Origin of the sequence: Pseudarthrobacter sp. W1I19 (genome assembly GCF_030817835.1) — a bacterium.
Lineage (GTDB): Bacteria > Actinomycetota > Actinomycetes > Actinomycetales > Micrococcaceae > Arthrobacter.
The window spans coordinates 367,832-393,487 of record NZ_JAUSZR010000001.1 but is presented as its reverse complement, the minus strand read 5'-3'; the positions used below and the strand labels follow the sequence as shown (position 1 = coordinate 393,487).

At 62.9% G+C, this 25,656-nt stretch carries 19 protein-coding genes; 10 read left to right on the top strand and 9 right to left on the bottom strand.

The annotated features are described in order from the left end of the window. Window positions 1-167 precede the first annotated feature (167 nt). Window positions 168-1,154: an aldo/keto reductase gene (locus tag QF038_RS01760; RefSeq protein ID WP_307608150.1), complete on the top strand. Its 987-nt coding sequence runs from the start codon at window positions 168-170 to the stop codon at window positions 1,152-1,154. Between the two features lie 118 nt (window positions 1,155-1,272). On the opposite strand, the gene QF038_RS01755 is transcribed toward QF038_RS01760, so the two are convergent. Beyond that, window positions 1,273-1,746 (bottom strand): SRPBCC family protein, encoded by a 474-nt coding sequence (locus QF038_RS01755; RefSeq protein ID WP_307608148.1) that lies wholly within the window; start codon window positions 1,744-1,746, stop codon window positions 1,273-1,275. Between the two features lie 622 nt (window positions 1,747-2,368). Between QF038_RS01755 and QF038_RS01750 the strand changes: the two genes are divergently transcribed. The 3 genes from QF038_RS01750 to QF038_RS01740 all read left to right on the top strand — a co-directional run bounded on the left by QF038_RS01750 (window position 2,369) and on the right by QF038_RS01740 (window position 7,066). Next, window positions 2,369-3,571, top strand: a complete 1,203-nt coding sequence (locus tag QF038_RS01750) for a DNRLRE domain-containing protein (protein WP_307608146.1) — start codon at window positions 2,369-2,371, stop codon at window positions 3,569-3,571. A 106-nt stretch (window positions 3,572-3,677) separates the two neighbouring features. Further along, window positions 3,678-4,229: a hypothetical protein gene (locus QF038_RS01745; protein WP_307608144.1), complete on the top strand. Its 552-nt coding sequence runs from the start codon at window positions 3,678-3,680 to the stop codon at window positions 4,227-4,229. Continuing rightward, a complete protein-coding gene (locus QF038_RS01740) occupies window positions 4,226-7,066 on the top strand; it encodes an ATP-binding cassette domain-containing protein (protein ID WP_307608142.1) in 2,841 nt (946 codons plus the stop codon). The genes QF038_RS01745 and QF038_RS01740 overlap by 4 nt, the downstream gene beginning before the upstream one ends. Window positions 7,067-7,116: 50 nt before the next feature. On the opposite strand, the gene QF038_RS01735 is transcribed toward QF038_RS01740, so the two are convergent. From QF038_RS01735 to QF038_RS01720, 4 genes are all read right to left on the bottom strand, one after another. Continuing rightward, on the bottom strand, window positions 7,117-8,076 hold the full coding sequence (locus QF038_RS01735) for a carbohydrate kinase (RefSeq protein WP_307608140.1): 960 nt from the start codon (window positions 8,074-8,076) through the stop codon (window positions 7,117-7,119). Window positions 8,077-8,177: 101 nt separating this feature from the next. Continuing rightward, a complete protein-coding gene (locus QF038_RS01730) occupies window positions 8,178-8,972 on the bottom strand; it encodes an ATP-binding cassette domain-containing protein (RefSeq protein WP_307608138.1) in 795 nt (264 codons plus the stop codon). Then, window positions 8,969-10,015 carry an ABC transporter permease gene (locus tag QF038_RS01725; protein ID WP_307608135.1) on the bottom strand — a complete coding sequence of 349 codons (1,047 nt, stop codon included), beginning with the start codon at window positions 10,013-10,015 and terminating at the stop codon, window positions 8,969-8,971. Before QF038_RS01725 ends, QF038_RS01730 begins: the two co-directional genes overlap by 4 nt. A 111-nt stretch (window positions 10,016-10,126) precedes the next feature. Next, window positions 10,127-11,245, bottom strand: coding sequence for a substrate-binding domain-containing protein (locus QF038_RS01720; RefSeq protein WP_307608133.1), 1,119 nt, complete (start codon window positions 11,243-11,245; stop codon window positions 10,127-10,129). A 166-nt stretch (window positions 11,246-11,411) separates the two neighbouring features. Between QF038_RS01720 and QF038_RS01715 the strand changes: the two genes are divergently transcribed. The 4 genes from QF038_RS01715 to fdhA all read left to right on the top strand — a co-directional run bounded on the left by QF038_RS01715 (window position 11,412) and on the right by fdhA (window position 17,246). Continuing rightward, window positions 11,412-12,410 (top strand): LacI family DNA-binding transcriptional regulator, encoded by a 999-nt coding sequence (locus QF038_RS01715; protein ID WP_307613375.1) that lies wholly within the window; start codon window positions 11,412-11,414, stop codon window positions 12,408-12,410. 50 nt (window positions 12,411-12,460) lie between these two features. Then, window positions 12,461-12,754 (top strand): putative quinol monooxygenase, encoded by a 294-nt coding sequence (locus QF038_RS01710; protein ID WP_307608131.1) that lies wholly within the window; start codon window positions 12,461-12,463, stop codon window positions 12,752-12,754. Window positions 12,755-13,015: 261 nt separating this feature from the next. Next, complete coding sequence (locus tag QF038_RS01705; RefSeq protein ID WP_307608128.1) at window positions 13,016-15,637, top strand: GH32 C-terminal domain-containing protein; 2,622 nt, start codon at window positions 13,016-13,018, stop codon at window positions 15,635-15,637. 391 nt (window positions 15,638-16,028) lie between these two features. Then, window positions 16,029-17,246 (top strand): formaldehyde dehydrogenase, glutathione-independent, encoded by a 1,218-nt coding sequence (gene fdhA, locus QF038_RS01700; RefSeq protein ID WP_307608126.1) that lies wholly within the window; start codon window positions 16,029-16,031, stop codon window positions 17,244-17,246. 501 nt (window positions 17,247-17,747) lie between these two features. Here fdhA and QF038_RS01695 read toward each other — a convergent pair. After that, on the bottom strand, window positions 17,748-17,894 hold the full coding sequence (locus tag QF038_RS01695) for a lmo0937 family membrane protein (RefSeq protein WP_139205044.1): 147 nt from the start codon (window positions 17,892-17,894) through the stop codon (window positions 17,748-17,750). A gap of 531 nt (window positions 17,895-18,425) precedes the next feature. On the opposite strand from QF038_RS01695, the gene QF038_RS01690 reads away from it, so the two are divergent. Together QF038_RS01690 and QF038_RS01685 are read left to right on the top strand one after the other, a co-directional pair. Then, the gene (locus QF038_RS01690) at window positions 18,426-18,602 is read left to right on the top strand and encodes a CsbD family protein (protein ID WP_307608123.1); all 177 of its coding nucleotides are present in this window, start codon (window positions 18,426-18,428) and stop codon (window positions 18,600-18,602) included. A gap of 360 nt (window positions 18,603-18,962) precedes the next feature. Then, on the top strand, window positions 18,963-19,397 hold the full coding sequence (locus QF038_RS01685; protein ID WP_307608121.1) for a hypothetical protein: 435 nt from the start codon (window positions 18,963-18,965) through the stop codon (window positions 19,395-19,397). Window positions 19,398-19,504: 107 nt separating this feature from the next. Here QF038_RS01685 and metH read toward each other — a convergent pair whose 3' ends face one another. The 3 genes from metH to QF038_RS01670 form a co-directional block, all read right to left on the bottom strand. Next, window positions 19,505-23,146 (bottom strand): methionine synthase, encoded by a 3,642-nt coding sequence (gene metH, locus QF038_RS01680; RefSeq protein WP_307608119.1) that lies wholly within the window; start codon window positions 23,144-23,146, stop codon window positions 19,505-19,507. 243 nt (window positions 23,147-23,389) lie between these two features. After that, window positions 23,390-24,190: a hypothetical protein gene (locus QF038_RS01675; RefSeq protein ID WP_307608117.1), complete on the bottom strand. Its 801-nt coding sequence runs from the start codon at window positions 24,188-24,190 to the stop codon at window positions 23,390-23,392. A 20-nt stretch (window positions 24,191-24,210) separates the two neighbouring features. Beyond that, a complete protein-coding gene (locus tag QF038_RS01670; RefSeq protein ID WP_307608115.1) occupies window positions 24,211-25,491 on the bottom strand; it encodes an AAA family ATPase in 1,281 nt (426 codons plus the stop codon). Window positions 25,492-25,656 lie beyond the last annotated feature (165 nt).

Below are 25,656 nucleotides of genomic sequence, written 5' to 3'. Positions count from 1 at the left end.
AGCCGATGCCGCTGCAGGTGGCTTGCTGACGATGTTACCTCCCGCCAAAGGGGGACCTGCCAGTACCCGTTCCAGCAGGGACTCCCTTACGCGTACTGAAAGGCGTTGACTGGAGGAAGGCCCGGCACATCGGCGTCGGCAGGACGATCATCAGCAAAGGAGACACGGTGCATATACGAACACTTGGGCAGGGTCTGCAGGTCTCGGCCATCGGCCTTGGCTGCATGGGAATGTCGCAGAGCTACGGCCCCAACCCCGGAGACCGCCAGGCAATGATCGGTGTGCTCCGCGACGCGGTGGAGATCGGCATCAACTTTTTCGATACAGCCGAGGTGTACGGCCCCTACGTCAACGAGGAACTCGTCGGGGAAGCACTCGCACCGGTCCGGGAGGACGTGGTCATCGCCACCAAGTTCGGCTGGCGGATCGAGGGCGGCAAATCCGTGGGCCTCGACAGTTCACCCGAGCGGATCAAGCGCGTCGCGGAGGAGTCCCTGCGCCGGCTGCGGGTGGACACGCTCGACCTCTTCTACCAGCACCGCGTGGACCCAGACGTGCCCATTGAAGAAGTAGCCGGCGCCGTGGGCGAGCTCGTCCAGGCCGGAAAGGTGCGCCATTTCGGGTTGTCCGAGGCGTCGGCTGCGACCATCCGTGCCGCCCACGCCGTCTTTCCGGTGACAGCTGTCCAGAGCGAATACTCGCTGTGGACACGGGACCCGGAGCCGGAGGTGCTGCCAACGCTGACGGAACTGGGGATCGGTTTTGTGCCCTTCAGCCCGCTCGGCAAGGGCTTCCTCACGGGAACCGTCGATACGGCCACGCAATTCTCCGAGGGAGACGTGCGCGGCACCATCCCGCGTTTCACGCCGGAGAACCGCGTCGCCAACCAGGCATTGGTTGATCACGTGGCCGGGCTCGCGGCAGCCAAAATCGCCACGCCGGGACAGATTGCGCTGGCCTGGCTCCTGGCGCAGCAGCCATGGATTGTGCCGATCCCCGGGACCCGCCGCCGCGAGCGCCTCGAGGAGAACGCAGCGGCCACCGCCGTTGCGCTGTCCGCCGATGAAGTGGCAGACCTCAACGCGGTCGCCGCCCGGATCGGCGTGCAGGGGAACCGCTACAACGATCTGCACATGGGCCTCGTAGGGCGATGACCCTAACGCCCCACTGAGGAAAACCACGCAAAGGCGAGCGGACGACGGCGGGAGGCGCCCGCCGTCGTCCGCTTTCTGTTGGTGATGGGTCACTTCCCAGACGGACACACAGGCACTTCTAGAACTGCCCGGTGGGGCCGCTGTCCTGGACTTCGCCGCGCCAGCCGCCGGTTTCGGTGCCGCGCGATTCGATGAAGTCCTTGAACTTCCGCATGTCGGCCTTTACCTGCATCTCGTCGATCTTCAGGGCCGCGCCTGCCTTCTCGGTGACGGTTTCGGGCGCCCATTCGAAATGGACTCTGACCTTCGTATGGTTGGGATCCAGCGGCGTAAACCTGATGATTCCGGCGTGGGACTTGCCGTCGGTGCTGCGCCAGGCGATCCGGTCATCCGGCTCCTGGTCAACAATTTCGGTATCGAATTCGCGCCGGACACCACCCACCTTGGTAACCCAGTGGTTGGTGGTATCGGTCAGCTGGGTTACGGACTCCACCCCGGACATAAACTGCGGAAAGGACTCGAACTGGGTCCACTGGTTGTACGCGGTCCGCACCGGCACTGCCACGTCGACTGTTTCTTCAACGTGTTCCATCTGCTTCCTCCTCGTGACGGACGGCCGCAACAGCGGACCGGCAGCACTGGCCATCCTGCCAGTCAGGCAGCCGCCACCTTTTCACCATAAATCCGGCCGCTGCCGGGGTCCAGACCCTAGGATTCCCAGGTCAGAGTTGAGGATTCCGCAGTGTCAGCCGGTAGATTTGAGCCGATAATTTCCATTGACCGGGACGATCCCGCACGCGCCGGCGTCCATCAGCTCCTCCCAAGAGGGAGGCGATGCCGGCTAGGATCCACTGGAGCGAACCTCCTTGTGGTGCCGGTTCATTTCTTAGGTATAGGGGTTACCGCACCATTCAATACTTAGGTATTAGGGTGTCGAGCGTCCCCGGACAGAGGTACATTACTTCATTGCGCCTACTTTCGTTTCGGGTCTACGCTTTGGCATAGCTGGCATTTAGCCGTCGTTGTTTCTGGGGTCGACGCTTGCTTTACCCGGCAAAAAGGTAAATCCCCAACAGAAACAGCCGATTAAAATGAAAGCTACATCCGCCGGCTTAATAACCCAGGAATTGCCAATCCACGGGACAAACCGAAGTGCGCGTCCAACAAAGTTTCCAGGCCTGACAAGGGCCGAGGGCAAGTTCTGGCGTAAGTACGTGGCGGTCGCATCATCCGTTCTGGTTGTGTTCGCAGTATTTACTCCACCATCGGCAAACGCCGCAGCAGCGACCATCTCCCCCACAATGGACACCTACGTACAGGCGGACAAGGCGACCACCAACTTCGGGACCAGCATCCGTTTATCAACCGAAGGCCGTACCAATATTTGGCGGAACACACTCCTACGGTTCAATGTCCAAGTTCCCGCCGGCGAACATGTTGTTTCGGCTAAACTGCGGGCCTATTCGGAGACCTCAACAACGTCCACCCAGTTCGTGGATGTTTTTACTACCTCCGGCGGCTGGACCGAGCGGGGAGTCACCTGGAATACCGCACCGGCACGCGCGACTTGGCTGGGGAAGGCCGGCAGGTTCGCTGCCAACTCCTGGGTTGAGTGGGACGTTACCAAGGGCGTTGGCGCAACCGGTGGCGAGGCGAACTTCAAGCTGGAAAGCAACGCGCAGAAGTGGATCGGCTTCAAGTCCAAGGAATCCTCGAATGCCGCCCTGCGTCCACGGCTGGTAATTACCACCGCAGCCGACATAGTGACCTCCACGGAGGCTGCGGTAGCCCATGGCTGGGGCACACCTGTAACTGGCGACGAGTTCAATTACACAGGTGCACCCGATGCCACCAAGTGGACTGTTTACAACAGCCCAGGGCATGCGGGCAACGGTATCCGCAGTCCACAGCAGGTTACGGTGGACGGTTTCAAGATGGTTATCAATGGAACTCCGGATGGCACCACTGCCGGTATCGGCGCCAAATTCGCAAACCAGAAGTACGGCCGGTGGGAAATCCGCGCGGCGGGCTCCGGTGACAATGAATACCACCTGGTGTCCATTTTGTGGCCGGATAGCGAGAATTGGCCCTGCGAGGGCGAAGTTGACTACGCGGAGACGACTGGTGACTGGAGCTTAATCAGATTCTTCCACCACTACGGATGTTCAAATTCGCAAACATCTGGGACAAAGATTCTGGACGTCAGCCAGTTCCACAACTACGCGGTTGACTGGTCTCCGAGCGGGACGGTGGGCTACATCGATGGAGTCAAGTGGTTTGAGGACTACGACCCAACCCACCAGCCTCCAGCGTCGATGCACCAGACACTGCAATTGGACTGGTTCCCGGACGGCACTCCTGACGACGCTGGCGAGATGCGGGTGGACTGGATTCGCGTATATGCGGCTGGAGCCTAGGGCGTTTCTCCCTAGGCATAGCCGAATGACGACGGCAAACAGTGACCTGACGTCATACAACGCGATCGCATCCGGATTCAAGCGGGCAACGTCCTACCCTTGACAGGTGACTTTGACTAAGATGCGTACCGCCGCCGCGAGCTCCCTCGCCGCCGCCGGTCTCCTGTTTTCCCTCGCCGCCTGCTCCGCGCCGGCCACCCAGCCTGCTGCCTCCGAACCGGCTTCCTTGGCAGCCTCCTCCCCCAGCGCCTCCGACGGTCCCTGCACCGGCGTGAAGGTCATCGTCGATTCGGGCTCCCTGAAGCAGGCCGCCGCCGACAAGTCCGTGTGCGTGCCCGTGGACGGACCCACCGTAGCTTCGACCGTTCTCGACGAGGCAAAGATCAAGACCGAGGGCAGCACGAAGTACCCCGACGCGGTGTGCCGCGTGAACGGCGTCCCCGCCGCCGACTTCGACATCAAGCACAAGGGCGGCACCTACCGCGAGGAATGCAAGGACATGTCCGCTGCCTTCGCCTACTGGTCGCTGTGGGTCAAGCCGGCCTCCGGTGAGTGGGGCTACGCCCAGGAAGGCGTCGCAACCTTGAAGGTAAGCCCCGGCGAGAGCCTGGAACTGCTCTACACCGTCGACGGCGAACCGGCCGCGCCCAAGGCATGACCTTTCGACCCGCGCCGCTGCGCGCCGGCATTGCTCTGGCCGTCGTGTTCATCGCGGCGCGGGTCATCTACCGCGTCCTCTTCAACGGCGCGGGCATTGGCTCGCCCATCCTGCTCGACCTGCCGGCCATGCGGCTGCCGGCCCCGTACGCCCATGTAGTTTTCCTTGGTCCGGTCACCGGGCCTGGGTTATGGGCAGCGGTCCTGTCCGCCCTTCCCATTGCCGGACTGTTCGTCGGCTTCGGCCTGCTCAACGCCTGGGTGGACGTGGCCCGCGGCTTCGTGCACCTCGCGCGCCACGGCCCCATGCAGGGCATTGCCCGGATGCTTGTGGTGGCATGGGCAGCTCTCCCCGCGCTGGCCGACGCCGTCACCTCCGTACGCCTGGCGTTCCGTTTGCGGGGCGAGCGCTTCGGCCCCCGCGCCCTGGTGCCCGTGCTCGAGCGCACCCTGGAACATGCCAGCCGGGTGGCTGCCGCCCTCGAGCTGCGCGGCTTCGGGAGCCGGGCAGTACAGCAGTTTGGGAGCGGTTTCGAAGCTCCGCTTCTCGTCCGGGACGCACAGTTCCGCATCGGTGGCGCGACCGTTCGCGTTGCCGGATTCACCCCCGCCAGTGGCTCCATTAGCGTCATCACCGGGCTCACCGGCTCCGGCAAGTCCACCATCCTGCGGGGTATCGCGGGGCTCGTCTCCCACGTCGACGGTGGCGAACTCTCCGGCACGGTCCGCGTCGCCGGGGCGGACCGCGCCACCACTCCGCCGCGCGATACCGCCCGCCACGTCGGCGTCGTCCTGCAGAATCCCCGCGCCGCCTTTGCCAGCACCCGGGTCCGGGACGAAATCTCCCTCGCCCTTGAGTTGCGCGGCATGCAGTCCGCTGCCACCAAGGCGCGGGTGCAGGAGGTCGCCGAGCGCATTGGCGTGACGGCGCTGCTGGACCGGAACCTCAGCACCCTCTCCGCAGGGGAAGCAACACTCGTGGCCATTGCCGCTGCGGTGGTGGATCATCCGGCCCTGCTGCTGGTGGACGAGCCCTTGGCCGACCTGGATTCTTCAGCCCGGGCACGTGTCATCGCGGTACTTCATGCCCTCGCCCGCGACGCTGGAGTCTGTGTCGTCGTTGCCGAGCACCGGGCGGAAGCACTCGTACCCGTTGCCGATTCCTGGTGGACCATAGCCGACGGCGCCCTCGTCCCCGGCGCCACCCCCTCCCCTTCACACCCTGTTGAGCTCGGTGAATCACAGGGCGAGCCGGTGGACGTTCCACCCGTGCTGACGGCGACCAACCTTGCGGTGCACCGCAAGGGCAGGCCGCTAGTGCGCGACGCATCCCTGACCCTGCACCGCGGCGAAGTGGTGGCGCTGGTGGGGCCGAACGGCGCCGGGAAGTCGTCCCTCCTGGTGGCACTCGCGCTCGGTGAAAGTACGGGCGGATCAACTACGTACGACGGCGGCACGGCCGAGGGCGCTCGGGTCGCCTTGGTGCCGGATGCCTCGGACGACCTCTTTACCAGGGATACCGTCGCGGGAGAGCTTCGTGCCGCCGAGCGGCGCCTGGCCCGCCGAAAAGCCGGAACCCAGCCTGCGCCCGGCTCCGCAACTGCGCGATTGGCCCGTCTCCGCGGAAACGTCACGATTCCCATCGGACAAGAGCATCCCCGCGACCTTTCCGCCGGAGAGCGCAGGATCCTTGCCATCACGTTGCAGACCATGGACGATCCGCAGGTTCTACTGATCGACGAGCCCACCCGCGGCCTCGATCCTGCGGCGCGCGCAGCAGTCTCGGCAGCACTCCGGGCCGCGGCGGACGCCGGCACTGCCGTCCTGATCGCCACGCACGACCTCAACTTTGCCCACAGCCTCGGTGCCCGGATCCTCCCGATGAGTGACGGCGTCGCGCCCTCTGCCGAGACGGAAGCCGCTACAGCTGATGCCGTCCCCGCGCAACCCGCAACAGCACGGATCCCAGTGCGAAAGTTCACCGACGAACCAGCTGATTCTCACAGCGTACAGAGGCCCCGCATCCGGATGCCGCGGCCCGTCGAGCTCGCCGTCCTCGCCGCTGCCAACCTTCTGGCCCTCGGTGCCTTCTGCTGGCCGCTGCTCGCTGCCGCGCTCCCGCAGGATGCCGCCGCGGCGCTCCCTTTCGCTGCGCTGGCCATGGCGCCCATCGCCGTCGTCGCCATCGTGGTGTCCCTCGACGGATCGGTGCGGTCGGCACACACAGTGGCGCTGCTCGGCGTCCTGGCCGCGGTAGGTTCCGCGGTGCGGGTGGCGAGTACCGGCGTCGGGGGCGTGGAGGCGGTCTTTATCCTGCTGATCCTGGCCGGGCGGGCGTTCGGTGCCCGCTTCGGGTTGCTTCTCGGCGCCGCCACCATCGCCGTCTCCAGCGTCTTGTGGGGTGGCATCGGGCCATGGACGCCGTTCCAGATCTTCGCCTGCGCATGGGTGGGCGCCGGGGCAGGCCTGCTCCCCCGCCGGGTGCGTGGCAAGGCCGAGCTGTGGATGCTGGCCGGCTACGGCGTGGTGGCGTCGTACCTGTTCGGCCTGCTGACAAACCTGTGGTTCTGGCCCTTCGCGGTGGGCGCCGGCACCGGCATCTCGTACGTGCCGGGTGCGCCGCTGGGCACCAACCTCAGCAGCTTCCTGCTGTACTCACTGGTGACGTCGACGGCGGGCTGGGACACCCTGCGCGCCATCACCACAATCATTGGAGTGGCCGTGGTGGGCCGGGCCATTCTCGCCGCACTCCGGCGCGTGAAGCCGGTCTCCAGCGCGGGCGGGCAAAAGCAGGCTCACTCCACCCAAGCCAAAGACCGGCATCACCTTAGGGTCTAAGGACCCCCCCGAAAATAGTGGCAGGACCAGCCCCTTGGTAATGACGTGCTTCACGCACCCGCGTATTGGGCGGGGGCATTGGCTTCGAGTGCGGCGTTCAGTTCCTCAAGGGTCGGTGGGTTCGCTCCCGGGCGCTGCACGGTGATGGCCGCGGCGGCGGCTGCGGTGTGTCCAAGCTGCTCCAGGACAGCCGGGGCGAAGCCTTCAGTTCCTCGGGTGAGGAAGCCCAGGATCAGGGCGGACATGTAGGAGTCCCCGGCGCCGATGGTGTCTGCGACCGTCGTTTTCACGGCAGGAATGCTGATGGTGGCGGCAGCTGTGGTGAATTTCGAGCCGCCAGCGCCCTTCGTAATGACGGTCAACCGGGTACCCAGTCCGAGGATGTGTGTAGCGGTTTCGTCCAGGCTTTTCCCGGGGTACAGCCACCGGGCGTCCTCATCACTGAGTTTGACCACGTCGGTGAGGGCCACGAGCTCTTCGAAGATGGCTTTCGCTTCCGTGTGGCTGCCCAGGAGGGCCGGCCGGATGTTGGGGTCGTAGGTGATCATGCAGTGCCGGTGGGCCTGTTCCAGCAGGGCCTTTACGGCGCTGGCGCCTGGGCTGAGGAAGGTGGCGATGGATCCCGTGTGCAGGATTTTGGGGAAGTACGCGGGCGGCATGGGGGCCAGGTCCCAGGAGATATCGAACTCGTACGTGGCCGAGCCGTCCGGTGCGAGGGTTGCTGTTGCCGACGGTGTCCGGCTGAGGGACTTCGAACCGGGCAGGAGTGTGACTCCTGCGCTGTGGAGATGCTTTTCGATGGCGGTCCCCCGGGCGTCCGGGGCGATGGCCGTGAGCAGACCTGTGGTGACGCCGAGCCGGCCAAGCCCGTAAGCGACGTTGGCCGGCGAGCCGCCCGGGTGTTCCACCTGGCCGTTTGAGGTTGTGACCACGTCGATCAGCGCTTCGCCTACGACAGTGACGTCAAGTGTCGGGTGATTGTCCTGCCGGGCTGTTGTGAGGTAATCCATGGTCTGTCTCTCGTGGGGAGCTGGGGTGGGGGCTGTTCAAGCGACGTCAGTCCGCGGACCGGTGACCTGGTCCGCGGACTGACGTCGGGGCAAACAGTTGATCAGGCGGTGGCTGCGCCGGTCATGATTGCCACTGCATCGGTCATGTTGTGGGATTGCGGGGTGATGGTGGCCGCGCATTTGCCGAGGCGCTGGATGTGGATGCGGTCTGCCACGTCGAACACGTGGGGCATGTTGTGGCTGATCAGGATGACGGGCAGGCCGCGGTCCCGGAGGTCCCGGACCAACTGCAGGACCTGGTTGGATTCGCGCACGCCCAGCGCCGCCGTCGGCTCATCCAGCACCACGACCTTTGAACCGAACGCCGCGGCACGGGCCACCGCGACGGCCTGGCGCTGGCCGCCGGAGAGGTTCTCTACCGGCACCGTCACGTCCTGGAGTGTGGAGATGCCGAGCCGCGTGAGCTCATCCTTGGCTTTGCGACGCATTCCTTTGGTGTCCAGGACACGGAAGAGCTTGCCGAGCGGGCCGGGGACCCGCTCTTCCCGACCGAGGAAAAGGTTTGACGCCACATCGAGCGCCGGCGATACAGCAAGGTTCTGGTATACGGTTTCGATGCCGTGGGCTCGGGCGTCCTGGGGCCGCTTGAAATGTACCGGCTGTCCTGAGACGAAGAGTTCGCCGGAATCCGGGACTTCTGCTCCGGTGAGGCATTTGATCAGGGTTGATTTCCCTGCGCCGTTATCGCCGATGATGGCCAGGACTTCGCCCGGGTACAGGTCGAGGCTGACGCCGTCCAGGCCCACAACGCGGCCGAAGGTCTTGACGAGGTTCCTGGCTGACAGGATGGGCTCGCGGGTGGGGGTGTGCGTGGCTGCTGATTCTGTCATGGTCATGACTTGACCTTTCGGATCCACTGGTCGATGGACACAGCGAGGATGATCAGGACGCCCACGGCGAGGGTCTGGTACAGAACGTCCAGGCCTGCGAGGGAGAGTCCGTTGCGGAATACGCCGACGATCAGGGCGCCGAGGAGGGTTCCCCAGACGGAGCCGCGGCCGCCGAAGAGGCTGGTCCCACCGATAACGACGGCGGTGATGGAGTCCAGGTTCAGGTCCACGCCTGCGTTGGGGCTGGCTGCGTTGGTGCGGCCGATCTGGATCCAGGCGCCGATGGCCAGGACGGCGCCGGCGGCGAGGTAGACGCTCATAAGGACTTTATTCACGGCGATGCCGGCCAGGCGGGCGGCTTCCTTGTCATCGCCCACGGCGTAGACGTGCCGGCCCCAGGCGGTCTTGCCGAGGATGAAGGCGATGGCGATGTAGAGCAGGAGCATCACGACGACGCCGGTGGAGATCCTGACGGCGCCCACAGGGAAGGTGGTTCCGGTCCAGGTGAGCAGGCCCGGCATCGCCGAGCCGCGCACTGTCGCTCCGTTGGAGTAGAGCAGCGTCAGGGCGATGAAGATGTTCAGCGTGCCCAAAGTGACGATGAACGGGGGGAGCCGGAACCTGGTGACCAGGAATCCGTTCACGGCTCCGGCGGCGAGTCCCACGATCAGGCCTGCGAGCAGGGCAACGGGCGCGGGGATTCCGTTGTTGACGGCGAGCTGGGCCACGACCATGGAGGACAGGATCATCACGGCTCCGACGGACAGGTCAATGCCCGCCGTGAGGATGATAAGTGTCTGGGCGATCGCCAGCGTGCCGACGACGGACACCTGCTGGGTAATCAGCGAGAGGTTTTCAACCCGCAGGAACCTGTCATTAAGCAGGCCGAACACAACCACTGCGATGACAAGTACGAGGGCCGGGCTGAGTGCCGGGTAACGGTGGAGGATGTTGCGTATCCGGCTGAGCGGAGTCTGGCGGTCAAGGAATTCCTCCGCCAGGTCGGCATGCCCGGCACTGGGCGGGCCGGCGGTCTGTTGCTGGGTCACGATGGGTCCTGATCTTCGATGATGGTTTGCTGGCGCGTAGCTGACGCGGAATTGGTGCTCCGGGGAGGCCGGAGCGGTGCGCGGCCTCCCCGGGCGCATGGCTGCGGGGTTCTACTTACCCCAGCAGATCTCGGAAGCTTCGGTGGTGGTCATGCTCTTGATGCCGTCGGCCGGCTTGTCAGTGACGAGTTCGACGCCGGTGTTGTAGAAGTCCAGGCCCGGCGAGTTGGCAGGCTTGTTACCGGTCTTGGCCAGATCCACGATGGCCTTCACGCCAAGTTCGGCCATCTTGATCGGGTACTGCTGGGCGGTGGCGCCGATGACTCCGGACTTAACGTTGTTCACGCCGGTGCAGCCGCCATCAATCGAGACCACGAGCACGTCCTTCTCCTTGCCGGCGGACTTCAACGCCTCGAAGGCTCCAGCAGCGGCAGGTTCGTTGATGGTGTAAACAACGTTGACGTTCGGGTTTTTGGCGAGAAGGGTTTCCATCGCTGTGCGGCCGCCGTCCTCGTTGCCTCCGGAGGCCTGGCTGCCCACGATTTCGTAGTCACCGCCCTTGCCGCCTGTGTACTTTCCGGTCTTAGCTTCATCGCCGTTCTTCTTCTTGTCAGCGGTGTCGATGCCCAACCCGGTCAGGAAGCCCTGGTCGCGGTTGTAGTCCACTGAGACGATCTTGTCGTCGAAGAGGTCCAGCAGGGCAATGGTGGCTTTCTTGCCGTCCAGCTGTGCGGCGGTCCACTTTCCGATGAGCTCGCCGGCGGCGAAGTTGTCGGTCGCGAACGTGATGTCGGCGGCGTCGGCCGGGTCCGGCGGAGTGTCCAAAGCGATAACGAACAGGCCTGCGTCCTTCGCCTTCTTCAGGGCGTCAACCACGGAGGGGCCGTTGGGTGTGATGAGGATGCCCTTGTCGCCCTTGGAGATGGCGTTTTCGATCGCCTGGATCTGCGTTTCCTCATCGCCATCGGCCTTGCCGGCGGCCAGCTTCAGGTCAACGCCGTCAGTTTCGGCGGCCTTCTTTGCACCGTCCTGCATGGAAACGAAGAACGGGTTGGTGGTGGTCTTGACGATCAGGGAGACACCGACCTTCCCGTCAGCGGAGCCTCCGCCGGCTGAGGGGCCACTGGAACTGCCGCCGCAGGCAGAAAGACTGACCGCTCCCAACGTCAGGACCGCTCCTGCCGCGAACAGGCGGGTGGCCATTGAACGTGGTGCTTTGGAACTCAACATTGAATCTCCTGGTGTTTGAGGCCTTTACTGGCCTCGACAACGATGTCATAGACGAGGTAAGCAGGATCACAGGCTAGAGTCAATAGGAAAAGAACGAGAAGGAGCGACTTTCTTGACAACGATGTCCGATCGTTACCAGCCACCTCTGTCCCCAACCCGACCCACGATGCGCCACGTGGCGGCACTCGCGGGTGTCGGCATCAAAACCGTTTCACGAGTGATCAACAACGAGGCCGGAGTATCCGAGGCCACCCGGCAAAAGGTGCTCGATGCCATCGCGCAGCTCAACTACCAGCTGGACGTCACAGCCGGCAGCCTCCGCCGGGCGGGCAGAAGAACCCTCTCGGTCGGCCTACTGCTGCCCAGCGTCTCCAACCCGTTCAGCGGTGAGATACACCGGGCTATGGAGGATGCGCTCGGCGCCCGGGGAATAGCCGTTTTCGCCGCCAGCCTCGACGACGACCCCAAGCGGGAGCAGGCCATCATCGCAGCTTTCCTGGGCAGGCGGGTCGACGGCCTTGTCCTGACGCCGATCGCAAAAAACCAGGCCTACATGATCCCGGAGCACTCCAGAAACCTGCCAATGGTCTTTATTGACCGCGAGCCGGTAGGGGTTGAGGCTGATGCCGTGGTCACTGACAACGCAGTGGGCGCGGGCAAAGCGGCCGCACATCTGCTGATGCACGGACACACCAAATTGGCCTACCTGGGCGACCGCACAGACATCCAAACCGCGCGCGAGCGCCGGCGGGGCTTCCTCGAGGAGGTCGCTCGGGCAGGACTTCCAACCTCTGCACTACCCGTCATCGACGATCTTCATGATGAGGAAGCAGCGAGGCGGGCGGCCCTGGAACTGCTGAATTCCGAGGACCCTCCGACGGCAATCTTCTCCAGCCAGAACCTCGTCACTTTCGGAACGATGCGCGCGCTGAAAGAGCTTGGCGCACACACGCGTGTGGCACTTGTCGGTTTTGACGACTTCACGCTCGCCGACATGATGGACCCCGGGGTTACTGTCATCGCTCAGCACCCGGAGCGGATTGGCGTCAAATCCGCCGAACGGCTTCTGGCCAGAATCGATGGCGACGACCAACCTCCGCGGACCTACATTGTCCCCTCCGAGCTCATCCAGAGAGGCACCGGCGAAATCCGCCCGCCGGCATAACCCCTTCCCAAAAACCTCACCTCTGCAAAACCAACCTGAAGAGAGAGATCATGACCAAAACCTTGTATGCCGAGTTCACCGTCAAAGCCGGCAGTGAGGCCCGCGTTGCCGAAATGATGGTCGAATTGACCCGGCACGTTCGGAACGAACCCGGCAACGAACTGTTTCTTCCCTACACCCGCGAAGAGAACCCCCGGGAATACTTCGTCTTTGAGGTCTACATGGATGAAGCCGCGTTCCAGGAGCACATTACCGCCGACTACGGAGCCAGGTTCAACGAGGAACTGGCCCGCCACATCGAAGGTGACGCCTCGGAGCTGACCTGGCTCAACCCCGTCCTATAGCCCAGCTGCACACAGCGGCCCCAGGGTAGGCGTCCCCCAGGGTTTTTGCCCTCAAGGACCGCCCCTTCGCACGTCTCAGCCCCCGTCCTGCGGACGCGGGGCCAGTCGTCGTTCCCGTGCCCCGCAAGGTAGTCAGACTCAAGAAATCGGCCACAAAAGCGACCGTTGACTTGTCCGATAGACATCTTTTAGAGTCCATCGCACCGACTGACAACGTTGTCTACTGGCTAGACACGCGCAATGAAGGGCGACACAAGCAACATGAAGCAATCCACAATGCGGAGCGCGCGCTGCGTCTCTGCACTGACACTGGCCAGCCTCTCGCTCGCCACTGCATTGGCTGGTGCCATGCCCGCGTCCGCGGTCGAACTCGGGGATGAGCGGCACCGCCCGGCCATCCACTTCACGCCGGAAAAGAACTGGATGAACGACCCCAACGGGCTCGTATTCCACAAGGGCGTCTACCACATGTACTACCAGCACAACCCCTCCGGGAACACCTGGGGGAACATGTCCTGGGGCCACGCCACGTCCAAGGACCTCGTCCACTGGGAAGAGCAGCCGCTGGCCATCTCCACCGATGCCCAGGAGGATGTCTTCTCCGGCAGCGTCGTTGTCGACAAAAACAACACGTCCGGACTGGGCACCAAGGAAAACCCGCCCCTGATCGCGATCTACACCAGCGCCTACAAGGAAGCGTCCCCGCACCGCGGCCTGCAGGCCCAGTCCCTGGCTTACAGCCTGGACGACGGCCAGACCTGGACCAAGTACGACGGCAATCCTGTCCTCAACCGAAACTCAGCCAACTTCCGCGACCCGAAGGTCTTCTGGTACGACAACCCGGCCGGCGGAGGCTACTGGGTCATGACCGCGGTGGAATCGCAGGAGCACAAGGTTGTCCTCTACAAGTCCGACAACCTTAAGGACTGGACCGCGCTGAGCGACTTCGGGCCCGCTAACGCCACCGGCGGGCAGTGGGAATGCCCCGACCTGTTCCCCTTGGCTGTTGACGGCGACCCGAACAACGTCAAATGGGTCATGATCGTGAGCATCAACCCCGGCGGCGTCGCTGGAGGCTCTGCCGTCCAGTACTTCGTGGGCAACTTCGACGGCACCACGTTCACCTCCGAAACCACCAAACCAGCCGCTGCCGCGCCGGCCGGAACAGTCCTGGCCGGATTCAACGAAGGAACCTACAACGGCTGGACGGTGAACAACGAACCGGGCAACTGGAAGAACGGCCCCTTCGGTGACGCCCCGGCCACCGGTTCCCTGCCCGGGCAGAGCCCGGTAACCGGATTCGGCGGCAGCGGACTCATCAATTCCTTCAACGACGGCGACTGGCCCCTCGGTTCCATGCAGTCACCCACATTCACCGTGACCGACGACTACTTGAACTTCCTCGTGGGCGGAGGCAAGCACCCCCACGTCTCGGACAAGCTGGACAATAACCCGCCCGAGGGCGAGCTCAAGTTTGACGGCTTCGAAGTTCCCGAGGGAACTACGCTGGCCGATGCCGGCTGGACCGGAACAGGAGACCTGACCCCCAATTTCCAGCCAGCCACCAGCGGTGGGGACTATTACATTGGCGCCAAACGGATCAACACGTTCGAAACCGGCACCGTTCCCGGTGATGACCGCCAAGGCACCCTGACATCACCCGAGTTCCCTATCACGAAGAATTTCATGAGTATGTTGATCGGAGGCGGCAACCGGTCCGCCGACTCCGGACAGACCCTCGCTGTCCAGCTGCTCATTAATGGCAACGTGGTCCGCTCTCTGGCCGGCGACAACGGCGGGTTGCTGAACTGGAAAGGCTGGGACGTCTCCGAATTTGCGGGCCAAAACGCCCAGCTGCGTATCGTTGACCAAGCTACCGGCGGGTGGGGACACCTGACCCTTGACCATGTCATGCTCACCGACACCGCCGCTGTTCCCAGGTCCGATGAAGAAACGGTGAACCTGGTCGTCGACGGCAAGGTGGTACGTACGGCCACCGGCAACGACAGTGAAAGCCTGGACTGGGCATCTTGGGATGTCAAGGAATTCGTTGGCCAGCAGGCCCAAATCAAGGTTGTCGATAACAACCGGTTCGGCTGGGGGCACATACTCGCGGACGAATTCACAGCTAGCCCCGCCCCAGCGACGTCCCGGCTGGAGTCCTATGACTGGCTGGATTACGGACGGGACTACTACGCCGCCGTATCCTTCGGCAACATGCCCGAGGACAAGCGGATCATGCTGGGCTGGATGAGTAACTGGGACTACGCCAACAACATCCCAACCAACCCCTGGCGCAGCGCCATGGCCCTTCCCCGCGAAGTGAAACTCACCCAAACCCCTGACGGCCCCCGCCTCACCCAAAGCGCCGTGAAGCAAGTGGAAAAACTGGGAGGGAAAGTCAGCTACAACGACAAAAAGGGCGGCCCCATTCCCGCAGGCACGCACCCACTGCCTGCACAGTCGGCAGGCCAGGTTCAGCAGGTGGACATCACCTTCGCCCCCGGTACCGCAACAAAATCCGGCATCACCGTCCTTGGCGACGGACAGTCGTCCACCGTCATCGGCTACGATGCCACCACCGGCAAGATGTTCGTTGACCGCACCAAATCCGGCAACACGGCATTCCACCCGGCCTTCGCATCTATCGAGGACGCCCCCGTCACGCTGGACAAGAACGGCAACGTGACCATGCGGATCTACGTGGACCGCTCCTCCGTGGAGGTGTTCGCCCAGAACGGCCTGAAGACCATCACCGACCAGGTATTCCCCAACCCGGGAGCCGACAAGATGGCCCTCTTCGCCGAAGGCGGTACCGCCCAGCTCAAATCACTCACCGTGACACCGCTGGAAAAGGCAATGTTCCTCCCCGAAAAGAAATAACACCCGCGATATGACCAGCTCACCTGTGAGCTGGAACTGAAGCTGAAGGGACTGAGTTCGGTAATATACCGGGCCCAGTCCCTTCAGCTTTTCCCGGGCGCACGTATTGCGAGGTGCGCCGTTCATCGACCATGCAGCTATTCCGCATGGTTATCTTCAGATACTTGCGCTTTTATTGCAGCTCTTGTGACCCTAATCTCATCAATACAGGCTCTTCGACCATCTGTCCCGTGCCCGTGAAGGGTGCTTCGGTGGCCTGAAACCTGGGGAGGTATCCTCATCGAAGCATCCTTCACGGGCCATGGGGCAGCGCCTGCAACTTTGCCGGACCAGTGCAAGGCCATCCGAATGGAAGGCCAGGCACCAAGTACCCCTACTCAAAGGAGTGTCCATGTCAGGAAACAGAGCCGTCGCCTACAAAGAACCCGGTGTCGTCGAAATCATCAACACCGACTACCCGACGTTCGAACTCAAAGATGGGCCTGGCGTCAATCCGGCCAATGTGGGCCGAAAAGTACCCCACGGCGCGATCCTGCGCACGGTGACCACCAATATCTGCGGCTCGGACCAGCACATGGTCAGGGGCCGGACCACCGCCCCTAAGGACCTCGTCCTTGGCCATGAAATCACTGGCGAAGTGGTGGAGGTCGGTTCGGATGTGGAGTTCATCAAGGTGGGAGACATTGTCTCTGTACCTTTCAACATCTCCTGCGGCCGTTGCCGGAACTGCAAGGAGCGCAAGACGGGCATCTGCCTGAACGTCAACCCTGACCGCCCGGGAAGCGCCTATGGTTATGTGGACATGGGCGGCTGGGTGGGCGGCCAAGCCGAATATGTGCTGGTCCCCTACGCTGACTGGAATCTGCTCAGGTTCCCGGACCGCGACCAGGCCCTGGAAAAGATCATGGACCTGACCATGCTTTCCGACATCTTCCCCACAGGCTTTCACGGCGCCGTCACCGCCGGAGTGGGCGTTGGATCCACCGTCTACATTGCCGGTGCCGGTCCGGTGGGCCTCGCGGCCGCCGTCGGCGCGCAGCTGCTCGGTGCCGCCGTCGTGATTGTCGGTGACATGAACGAAGACCGCCTGGCCCAGGCCCGCTCCTTCGGCTGCGAAACGGTGAACGTCACCAACGGCGATCCGAAGGACCAGATCGAGCAAATCCTTGGCGTCCCCGAAGTGGATTGCGGGGTCGACGCCGTAGGGTTCGAAGCCCGCGGTCACGGCAAGGACGCCTCCCACGAGGCCCCCGCCACCGTGCTGAACTCGCTCATGGACATCACCGCTGCAGGCGGGGCACTTGGCATTCCCGGCCTGTATGTCACCGGCGACCCTGGTGGAATTGACGAGGCAGCAAAGCACGGCTCCCTGTCGCTGTCCTTGGGCACCGGTTGGGCAAAGTCCCTGTCATTTACTACCGGACAGTGCCCCGTCATGTCTTACAACCGCCAACTGATGATGGCGATCCTGCACGACAAGGTCCAGATCGCCAAGGCAGTAAACGCCACAGCGATCCCACTTGAGGATGCACCGCGCGGTTACGCCGAATTCGACGCCGGTTCGGCAACGAAATTCGTGCTGAATCCGAACGGGTACGTCAAGGCGTAGTACCGCAGTTGGTGGGGGCCCGGAGATTGCGAAGCAAGCATCACCTGGTGCAAGCCTCGCGGTCGCCGGCCCCACCTTCACACCCCGCTACGTAGACCGGGACAGTCAGTAGCCCTTCACCGTAAGTAGCAACCCGCTCGGATGGCACGGGCCTTCCTGGCCCTTGCCACCGGCGGGCCTCCACTCCCCCTGCATCAAAAAATAATCAGATAACCACTCGCACAGACCAAGAATCAATTCTCCGCCTGAGCAGCAACGGGAAGGAGCATGTTGACATCCTGCTCGAAGCATCGAGTCCGGTGACCGTTCGGCTGCAGCTGGATGGTGGCTGCAATTGCCAGCATGGCACTGAAAATCGCCCGGGTTCGTATATTGACAGCGACTTCGGCGTCCGCTGACAGTGGCTGCACCTGCCATCCCGTCGGACCGACCGCTCCAGGACAGGCCCCGGAGCGAGGTCGCCGCTTACGCACGCATTGTATTCGAAATGATTTTGTGGTTTTAGGCCCGGGTCCTGCCTTGAATGAAGTGGAAGACCAGGACCACGACGGCAATAACCAGAAGTATGTGTATGAGGCCGCCGCCGATATTGGTGAGCAGTCCTAAAAGCCAGAGAACTGCGATGATGATGGCTATCCAAAGCAACACGAGAATCTCCTTCATTTGTTTTGGTAGAGAATGCTTGGTTGAATTCCCGCCCCTGACGCATAGGAAGAAGCCCCGCGGGAATGGGGAGTCTCCCAGAGTGCTAGGTCCGCTGGTTCCCGGATATTGGAGTGCCTCCCCGCTCTCGTGGTTGCGGTAGCAGTGATTTGGCCGACCCAGAATACAAATGCCGGATCGATGCCGAAACTCACTCCATTGCCGCGTGGTGCCTCTCAACATACTCCGCGATCCGAGTTTGGGAAATGTCAAAAAGACAGTAATTACAAGGCAGGGCGGCCGGACTAGCTCAGAATCTTAAGGTTGCGGATTCCTCATGCCGGCTGGGCTGCTGCTGCTCAGCCATGCCGCTGCCTTTCTTCTCATTGCGAATGCTGCTCAGGAGCGGCATCCTTCAGGACCCGGTGGGACTTGAAAACCAGATCCTAAGCATGTGGCGGAGTATCTCGCCCCACCCGACTGCTTATGATGTTTGGAGCCGCCTGCGAACGGCTGCCAACCAGAGGAGGAAACACCATGGGATTGGGCGACAAGATTGAAAACGCGGCCGAGAAGGCCGGCGGTAAGGGCAAGGAAGCGGCAGGCGCTGCCACGGGCGATGAGAGCATGCGGACCGAGGGCCAGGCCGACCAGGCCAAAGGTGATCTGAAGCAGGCCGGCGAGAAGGTCAAGGACGCTTTCAAGAAGGACTGACCAGACCACACAGCGAAGGACGCGCTCAGCGAACGGGGCGCGTCCTTTTGCTTGCCCGCAATAGCAACAAGCAGGAACCGGCGCACGCCGTTTCCGGCCTGTCCACCCGGAAGGGCCCGGGTCCTCCCCCGGCCTACGCCCACCGCAGGTAAATGCCTTCGCCGGATTCGGGTACCTGCTACCCGGGTGCCCGTTAGCCCGCGGCCGTACCGTGGAAGCGGGAGCCGGCGGCGAAGGTGTACGGCTGAGATCACGTGCATCTCCCCCAGCCGCCGCCGGCCCCGCCCCCGGTGAGAGGCCTTGCTGCGGCCTCTACGCGTCGGGACGCAGTGGCAAGGCAATTGAAGGAGAACGGCCAGTATGACCCCTCGCGAAACACCAGCCTACGAGCCGACGCAGTACGAAGCTGGATGGCGGTTGAAGCCGCGCCCGTGGCCTGTTGGCCCCAGTGAGAGCTACGGAAAAGTGGACTTTGATGACGGTGAGGGAAAGGCCGTCCTCACCCTCTACATTCAGCGCGCGCCCGAAGAAGGTTATGTCCTGCACGTCGAACACTTAGCCGCGCCGCTGCGGGTGGATGGTACGCTCCTTCGCCTGAGCCCGGCTCCTCAGGTGGGCAGGGGCGCCGAGGACTTCCGCCGGATCACCGCTGCCCGTACGGCTGCCGCGAAGGCCGAAGCTGAGCTGGACGCCGCCGTCAGCGCCGCCCGCGCCAAGGGGGACTCGTGGGAGGTTATCGGTGCCGCCCTCGGCACATCTGCCCGAACTGCTCGGGAACGGTTCGGACACCACTGAGACGACCGCGAAAATGTACTGTCGACGAGGTGACGAACCTGCGTAGACGACGGCTAAGAGGGCAAGCCACGAAGGCTTATTCCCCCCAGCCCAAGACCGCCCCCACCTCACACCTTGAAGTACTTCGCCTCCGGGTGGTGGAACACAAACGCGTCGGTGGACTGCTCGGGGTGCAGCATCAGCTCATCGCTCAAAACAACGCCCATCCGCTCAGGCTTCAGCAGCTCTGTCACCTTGCGGCGGTCCTCCATGTCCGGGCACGCGGGGTAGCCCAGCGAGAACCGAGCACCGCGGTAGTCGAGCTTGAAATACCCGGCCGTGTCCTTCGGCTCCTCGGCCGCGAAGCCCAACTCCTTGCGGATGCGCGCGTGCCAGAACTCCGCCAGCGCCTCGGTAAGCTGCATAACCAGGCCATTGAGCTCGTAGTAGTCGCGGTACTGGTTGGCCGCGAACATCTTGGACGTGAACTCTTCGATCTTCGAACCGGCGGTGACCAGCTGCACCGGCAGCACGTCAATCTGCCCCGATTCCCGTGACCGCACAAAGTCCGCAAGGCACAGGTGCCGGTCGCGGCGCTGGCGCGGGAAGTCGAAACGCAGACGGTCAGTGCCGATCGGGCCGCCTGAACCACCATCGGGGGCGAGCAGGCCCGCGGTGCCGAGGACGCCATCGGAATCCTCGCCGTGGTGCAGCACCACCACCTGCTCCCCCTCGGAAACCACCGGGAAGTAGCCGTAGGCGACGGAGGCGTCGAGCATGCCCTCGCCGAGGATGCGGTCCAGCCAGTACCGCAGGCGCGGCCGGCCCTCGCGTTCCACCAGCTCCTCGTAGGAGGCGCCGTCCTCGCCGCGGCCGGGCTTGAGCCCCCACTGCCCCATGAACGTGGCGCGCTCATCGAGGAACGCAGCGTAGTCGTGGAGCGAGACGCCGCGGACGATACGCGTGCCCCAAAACGGCGGGGAAGGAACCTGGTTGTCCGCGACGACGTCGGACCGCCCGGGCATGGCCTCCGGCTCGGTCACCGTGAACTTCGCACCGCCCTTGTGGATCCGCTTCTTCAGCGGCGGCAGGCCGACGTCGTCCGGCGACTCGCCGCGGGCCACGCGGACCAGCGGTTCCATGAGGGCCAGGCCCTCGAAGGCGTCCTTGGCGTACCGGACCACGCCGTCAAACTGCTCGGCCAGGTCCTGCTCCACGTAGGCGCGGGTCAGGGCTGCGCCGCCGAGGATCACCGGCCACTTCTTCGCCAGGCCGCGGGACTGCAGCTCCGCGAGGTTCTCCTTCATCACCACGGTGGACTTCACCAGCAGCCCGGACATGCCGATCACATCGGCATTGTGCTCCTCGGCTGCAGCCATGATCTCGGCGATGCCCTGCTTGATGCCGATGTTGATGACCTTGTAGCCGTTGTTGGTGAGGATGATGTCCACCAGGTTCTTGCCGATGTCGTGCACGTCGCCGCGCACGGTGGCGATCACCATGGTGCCCTTGCCCGAGGAATCGGACTTCTCCATGTGCGGCTCGAGCAGCGCGACGGCGTTCTTCATCACCTCGGCGGACTGCAGCACGAACGGCAGCTGCATCTCGCCGGCGCCGAAGCGCTCGCCCACCACCTTCATGCCCTCGAGCAGGTGGTCGTTGATGATGCCGAGCGGGGTCATGCCCTCGCTGCGCGCGAGGTCCAGGTCGTCTTCGAGGCCCTTGCCTTCGCCGTCGATGATGCGCCGTTCCAGGCGCGCGCCGGTGGGCAGCGCGGCGAGTTCAGCGGCGCGCTGGTCCTTGAGCGCGGCGGTGTCGACGCCGGCGAACATGTCCAGCATGATGGCCAGGGGGTCGTACGTGGTGTTGCCGTCGGCGTCGTATTCGCGGCGGTCGTAGACGAGGTCCAGGGCCACCTTGCGCTGCTCTTCCGGCAGCGAGGCCAATGGGACGATCTTGGCCGCGTCGATGATGCCGCTGGTCAGGCCCGCCTGGACGGCCTCGTGCAGGAACACGGAGTTCAGGACGATGCGCGCTGCGGGGTTGAGGCCGAAGGACACGTTGGAGACGCCGAGCGTAGTGTTGATGCCGGGGTATTTGGTGGTGATCTGGCGGATGGCCTCGATGGTTTCGATGCCATCCCGGCGGGTTTCCTCCTGGCCGGTGGCGACGGGGAAGGTGAGGCAGTCGACGATGATGTCCTCGACGCGCATGCCCCATTCGCCCACCAGGGCGTCGACGAGGCGGGAGGCGATGGCCACCTTGCCCTCGGTGGTGCGGGCTTGGCCCTCTTCGTTGATGGTCAGGGCAATCACGGCGGTGCCGTGTTCCTTCACGAGCGGCATGATGCGCGCGAAGCGGCTGTCCGGGCCGTCGCCGTCCTCGTAGTTGACGGAGTTGACCACCGGGCGGCCGCCGATGAGTTCAAGGCCGGCCTGCAGCACGGGCGGTTCGGTGGAGTCGATGACGAGCGGGAGGGTGGAGGCGGACGCGAAACGCGAGACGACCTCCTTGATGTCCGCGACGCCGTCGCGCCCTACATAGTCGATGCAGACGTCCAGCAGGTGGGCGCCGACGCGGATCTGCTCGCGGGCGATGTCCACGCAGTCGTCCCAGCGCTCTTCGAGCATCGCCTGGCGGAACGCCTTGGAGCCGTTGGCGTTGGTGCGCTCACCGATGGCGAGGTAGGAGGCGTCCTGGTCGAAGTTCACGTGCTGGTAGAGGGAGGCGACGCCGGCTTCGCGTTCGGTGGGGACGCGGGCTGGGCTGTTGCTGTCGGCGTCCGTCTTGCGGGTGCGGAAGGGGGCAAGGCGTTCGACGACGGCGGCCATGTGTTCCGGCGTCGTACCGCAGCAGCCGCCCACCAGGCCCAGGCCGAATTCGCGCACGAACTGCTCGTGCGCGGTGGCGAGTTCAGTGGGTGAGAGCGGGTAGTGCGCGCCGTTGGCGCCAAGGACGGGCAGGCCGGCGTTGGGCATGCAGGCGATGGCCACGGAGGACTGCTTGGAGAGGTGGCGGAGGTGTTCGCTCATCTCGTCCGGGCCGGTGGCGCAGTTCAGGCCGATGGCGTCGACGCCGAGCGGCTCCAGGGCGGTGAGCGCGGCGCCGATTTCGGAGCCCATGAGCATGGTTCCGGTGGTCTCGACGGTCACCTCGACGAAGATGGGCAGCCGGACGCCGCGGGACACGATGGCCTGCTTGCAGCCGTTGACCGCGGCTTTGGTCTGCAGGAGGTCCTGGCTGGTTTCGATGAGGAAGGCGTCTGCGCCGCCGTCGATGAGGCCCTCGGCCTGCAGGGCGAAGGTCTGCTTGAGGTAGTCGTAGCTGGTGTGGCCGAGGCTGGGGAGCTTGGTGCCGGGGCCCATGGAGCCGAGGACCCAGCGCATGCGTCCGTCTGTTTCCTCGGCGGCTTCTGCGCGTTCGCGGGCGATCTTCGCGCCCTTGAGGGCGAGCTCGGCGATGCGGTCGTCGATGCCGTAGTCGGAGAGGTTGGACCAGTTGGCACCGAAGGTATTGGTTTCGACGGCGTCGATGCCCGTGGCGAAGTACGCGTCGTGGATGTCCGCGATGACGTCCGGGCGGGTGTCGTTGAGGATCTCGTTGCAGCCTTCGAGGTTCTGGAAGTCCACATCGAGCGACAGCTCCCGGCCCTGCAGCATGGTGCCCATGGCGCCGTCGGCGATGACGACGCGGTGGTTCACTGCGTTCAGGAGCTCCTGCGCACGGACAGGGCGGGGCACGGACTCAATATCAAGCGCAAAACGAGGCATCTAAACAGGTTAAGGGCGACACGCCGAAACATTGCTTCGTATGTCCGTGTACTACGACGGGGGGTGAGAGGTCGTCGTCGTAGCACAGCCCCTTTCAACGCCGGGAGTGCCCCAGTGCCGGGAAAGGTCCGGAACCGACCCCGTTGGTCGTCGCCATACGACTGGAACGATGGACTCGTGATTGTGATCTGCTGCCACCCTTAGTACCTTCGCCCGACCCGAACGCAGGACATAGGCAAGCTACTACGCCGAGATCCAGCTATGTAGGCGAATGAACAGTGGCTCGGTTTTGTAACTACCGACGGCCTGGACAGCACTCCGTAGGGCAGCCTCAACAGCACCCAGGGTAACGAGGCCAACATTGTTTTTCAGCACGTTTCCAAAAGCCGCCAACAGTAATTCGCCGATGTCGTGGCCATAGGCGAACTCGCGCGGATCGCGACTAGTCGGCTTTGCGTATCCTGCTACCTGCGACCTCAGGGAGGGGTGAACTGTAAGGGAGACGTTAAAAGTCGCCAAAGAGCGATTCTTGCCAACACCAGCTGCATAGTTTGGCCGCTCTAAATGCTCGTTGGCGGCTCGCACAGCATATAGATCCCGCAAAGCGGGCACCAACATGCCAAGCAATACGCCACCATCAGGAAGCCGACCATTGAAGCTAAGCAGGTTGGCCTTCTGCAGCGTAACCCCGTCGAGTGCGTAACTCTCAATAGACGGGTAATCGGTCCATAAGAGTTGCTCGTAGTTGTGCGTCTCAACGTTGTGTCCGCAGTCGCGGTCGGCAACGCATCTGAGGTCGACGTCATCCTTTTCTGCACGCATCGCGACGTACACTACTCGACTACGGTTCCCGTCGGATAACCCAATACCAAGCACCTCATCGGGGCCTACTTCTAGGTTCTCTACTGGAGTTACGACTACCGTTTCCGCTGGATCGGCGTCCTGCAACCATGCTTTGAAAAAATTTTCATCTGTTCGCCCCTCAACAATTATGTGCTTTTGGGAGGTTAACGCAATTTCCAAAAAAAGCTCAGCTAGGTCCAAGCGGGGAGGATGTACGGCCATCAGTCCTCACCCGGAAGAACGATGTCTCGCCGCGGTACTGCATTCATGACTTGCAGTGAATGCGACGCGACTAGAAATTGGACGCCCGCGGAAGCAGTACACCGCAACAGTTCCGGAAGTAAATTTCTTTGCCAGTCAATACCGAGGGAAAGCTCTGGCTCATCAATGACCAAGAGAGGCCGGTCGGCAGTAGCAAGAATGGCATGAGACATCAAATAAAGCAGATGACGTTCACCGCTTGATAGAACGTCAGGCTGGAGTCGAACTCCATCACCGCCACCCACAAGACTTATGCCATGTGCCGTCGAGAACCGCAGTTCTTTCCGGTCTAGAAAGTTGTTGACGCCAGTAACAAAGGTGTCTATCAGTTGCAAAGCAGGCGCCAGCGATTCAACTTGGTCTTGAACACTATCCAGGTAAGGATTCAATATCCTGTGGAGGGTCGGCAGCTGTCCGCTGTTCTGACGGGCTTCAGTGAGCTGCGATGAAATATCACGAAGCTGTCGTAAAGATAATAATCCGTACGGTTCGTAAGCAGCTCCCGCCCTTATCAAATCCGCGATCTTGGATTCGAGCGCTAGCCTTGCGGAGGTACTCGTTAGGTTTTTGCTGCCCGCCAATGTGGTTCTAGTTATTTGCGCGTATACACCAGCGGCAGCGGTCTCACGGGCCAGACCAGCAAAAGCGGACTGGCTCAACATCCGCTCAACGCGGTCCAAGAGTCGACCTACGCTTCCTGGCCCTTTGCGCCTCGGTGAGCCGTAAACCGCATCGCCTCGAATAGATTCCCGCGTTTCATCTACGGACAAAGCTAGGCGATCGTCACCAATGAGAGCGGCACCTGTGGTCAAGGCCGTTGCAGCCTCTACATACTGATTAAAATCTTGACGTTCGTCCCATACACGCCTGTATAGTCGTCCCGCAAAATCGGAAGGTTCAATTGCAAGCGTGTGCTTTTCGCCGCTCTCCAAAGGCAGATTAGCCGTCGCGGTGAATGATCCGGCGAACGCCGCCTGACGTGCTATGCCAACCGATCCCCCTCCCTCAAACTCAACGGTTAGCTTCCTAATAGGCACCTCAATGAGTGCCTGCAGGGATTCCAGAGACGGGGTCAGTAGATAGCTGACCGCCTTGATGAAATTCGTCTTTCCACGGCCGTTGGGTGCGTAGATCACCCTTATTCGACCAGCGTCATCTGAACCGCCGTAGCGGATATCGTAACTGAATTCGTCAAGCACCCCTTCAGCGCGTATACGGGAAACATTCCGCAGCTCGGACATGCTATCGGCTCCATTCAGGTTTGCAGAGACGAGCGTTGGCACGCCTATGTGGACGGATGCTTCCACTAAACAGATGGTTCCATACTTTAAGAACTACCGCCTGATGAAGTCTGCGTTCTCAAGAGGCTTGGAAATAGTCACTATTAGGAGAAGTCAACACTGACC

What these genes read in the sequence shown, in the direction of transcription:
- QF038_RS01755 (WP_307608148.1), bottom strand. Translation starts at nt 1,746, where the DNA reads ATGGAACACGTTGAAGAAACAGTCGACGTGGCAGTGCCGGTGCGGACC.
- QF038_RS01740 (WP_307608142.1), top strand. Translation starts at nt 4,226, where the DNA reads ATGACCTTTCGACCCGCGCCGCTGCGCGCCGGCATTGCTCTGGCCGTC.
- QF038_RS01735 (WP_307608140.1), bottom strand. Translation starts at nt 8,076, where the DNA reads ATGGATTACCTCACAACAGCCCGGCAGGACAATCACCCGACACTTGAC.
- QF038_RS01730 (WP_307608138.1), bottom strand. Translation starts at nt 8,972, where the DNA reads ATGACCATGACAGAATCAGCAGCCACGCACACCCCCACCCGCGAGCCC.
- QF038_RS01720 (WP_307608133.1), bottom strand. Translation starts at nt 11,245, where the DNA reads ATGTTGAGTTCCAAAGCACCACGTTCAATGGCCACCCGCCTGTTCGCG.
- QF038_RS01715 (WP_307613375.1), top strand. Translation starts at nt 11,412, where the DNA reads ATGCGCCACGTGGCGGCACTCGCGGGTGTCGGCATCAAAACCGTTTCA.
- QF038_RS01710 (WP_307608131.1), top strand. Translation starts at nt 12,461, where the DNA reads ATGACCAAAACCTTGTATGCCGAGTTCACCGTCAAAGCCGGCAGTGAG.
- QF038_RS01705 (WP_307608128.1), top strand. Translation starts at nt 13,016, where the DNA reads ATGAAGCAATCCACAATGCGGAGCGCGCGCTGCGTCTCTGCACTGACA.
- fdhA (WP_307608126.1), top strand. Translation starts at nt 16,029, where the DNA reads ATGTCAGGAAACAGAGCCGTCGCCTACAAAGAACCCGGTGTCGTCGAA.
- QF038_RS01690 (WP_307608123.1), top strand. Translation starts at nt 18,426, where the DNA reads ATGGGATTGGGCGACAAGATTGAAAACGCGGCCGAGAAGGCCGGCGGT.
- QF038_RS01685 (WP_307608121.1), top strand. Translation starts at nt 18,963, where the DNA reads ATGACCCCTCGCGAAACACCAGCCTACGAGCCGACGCAGTACGAAGCT.
- metH (WP_307608119.1), bottom strand. Translation starts at nt 23,146, where the DNA reads ATGCCTCGTTTTGCGCTTGATATTGAGTCCGTGCCCCGCCCTGTCCGT.
- QF038_RS01670 (WP_307608115.1), bottom strand. Translation starts at nt 25,491, where the DNA reads ATGTCCGAGCTGCGGAATGTTTCCCGTATACGCGCTGAAGGGGTGCTT.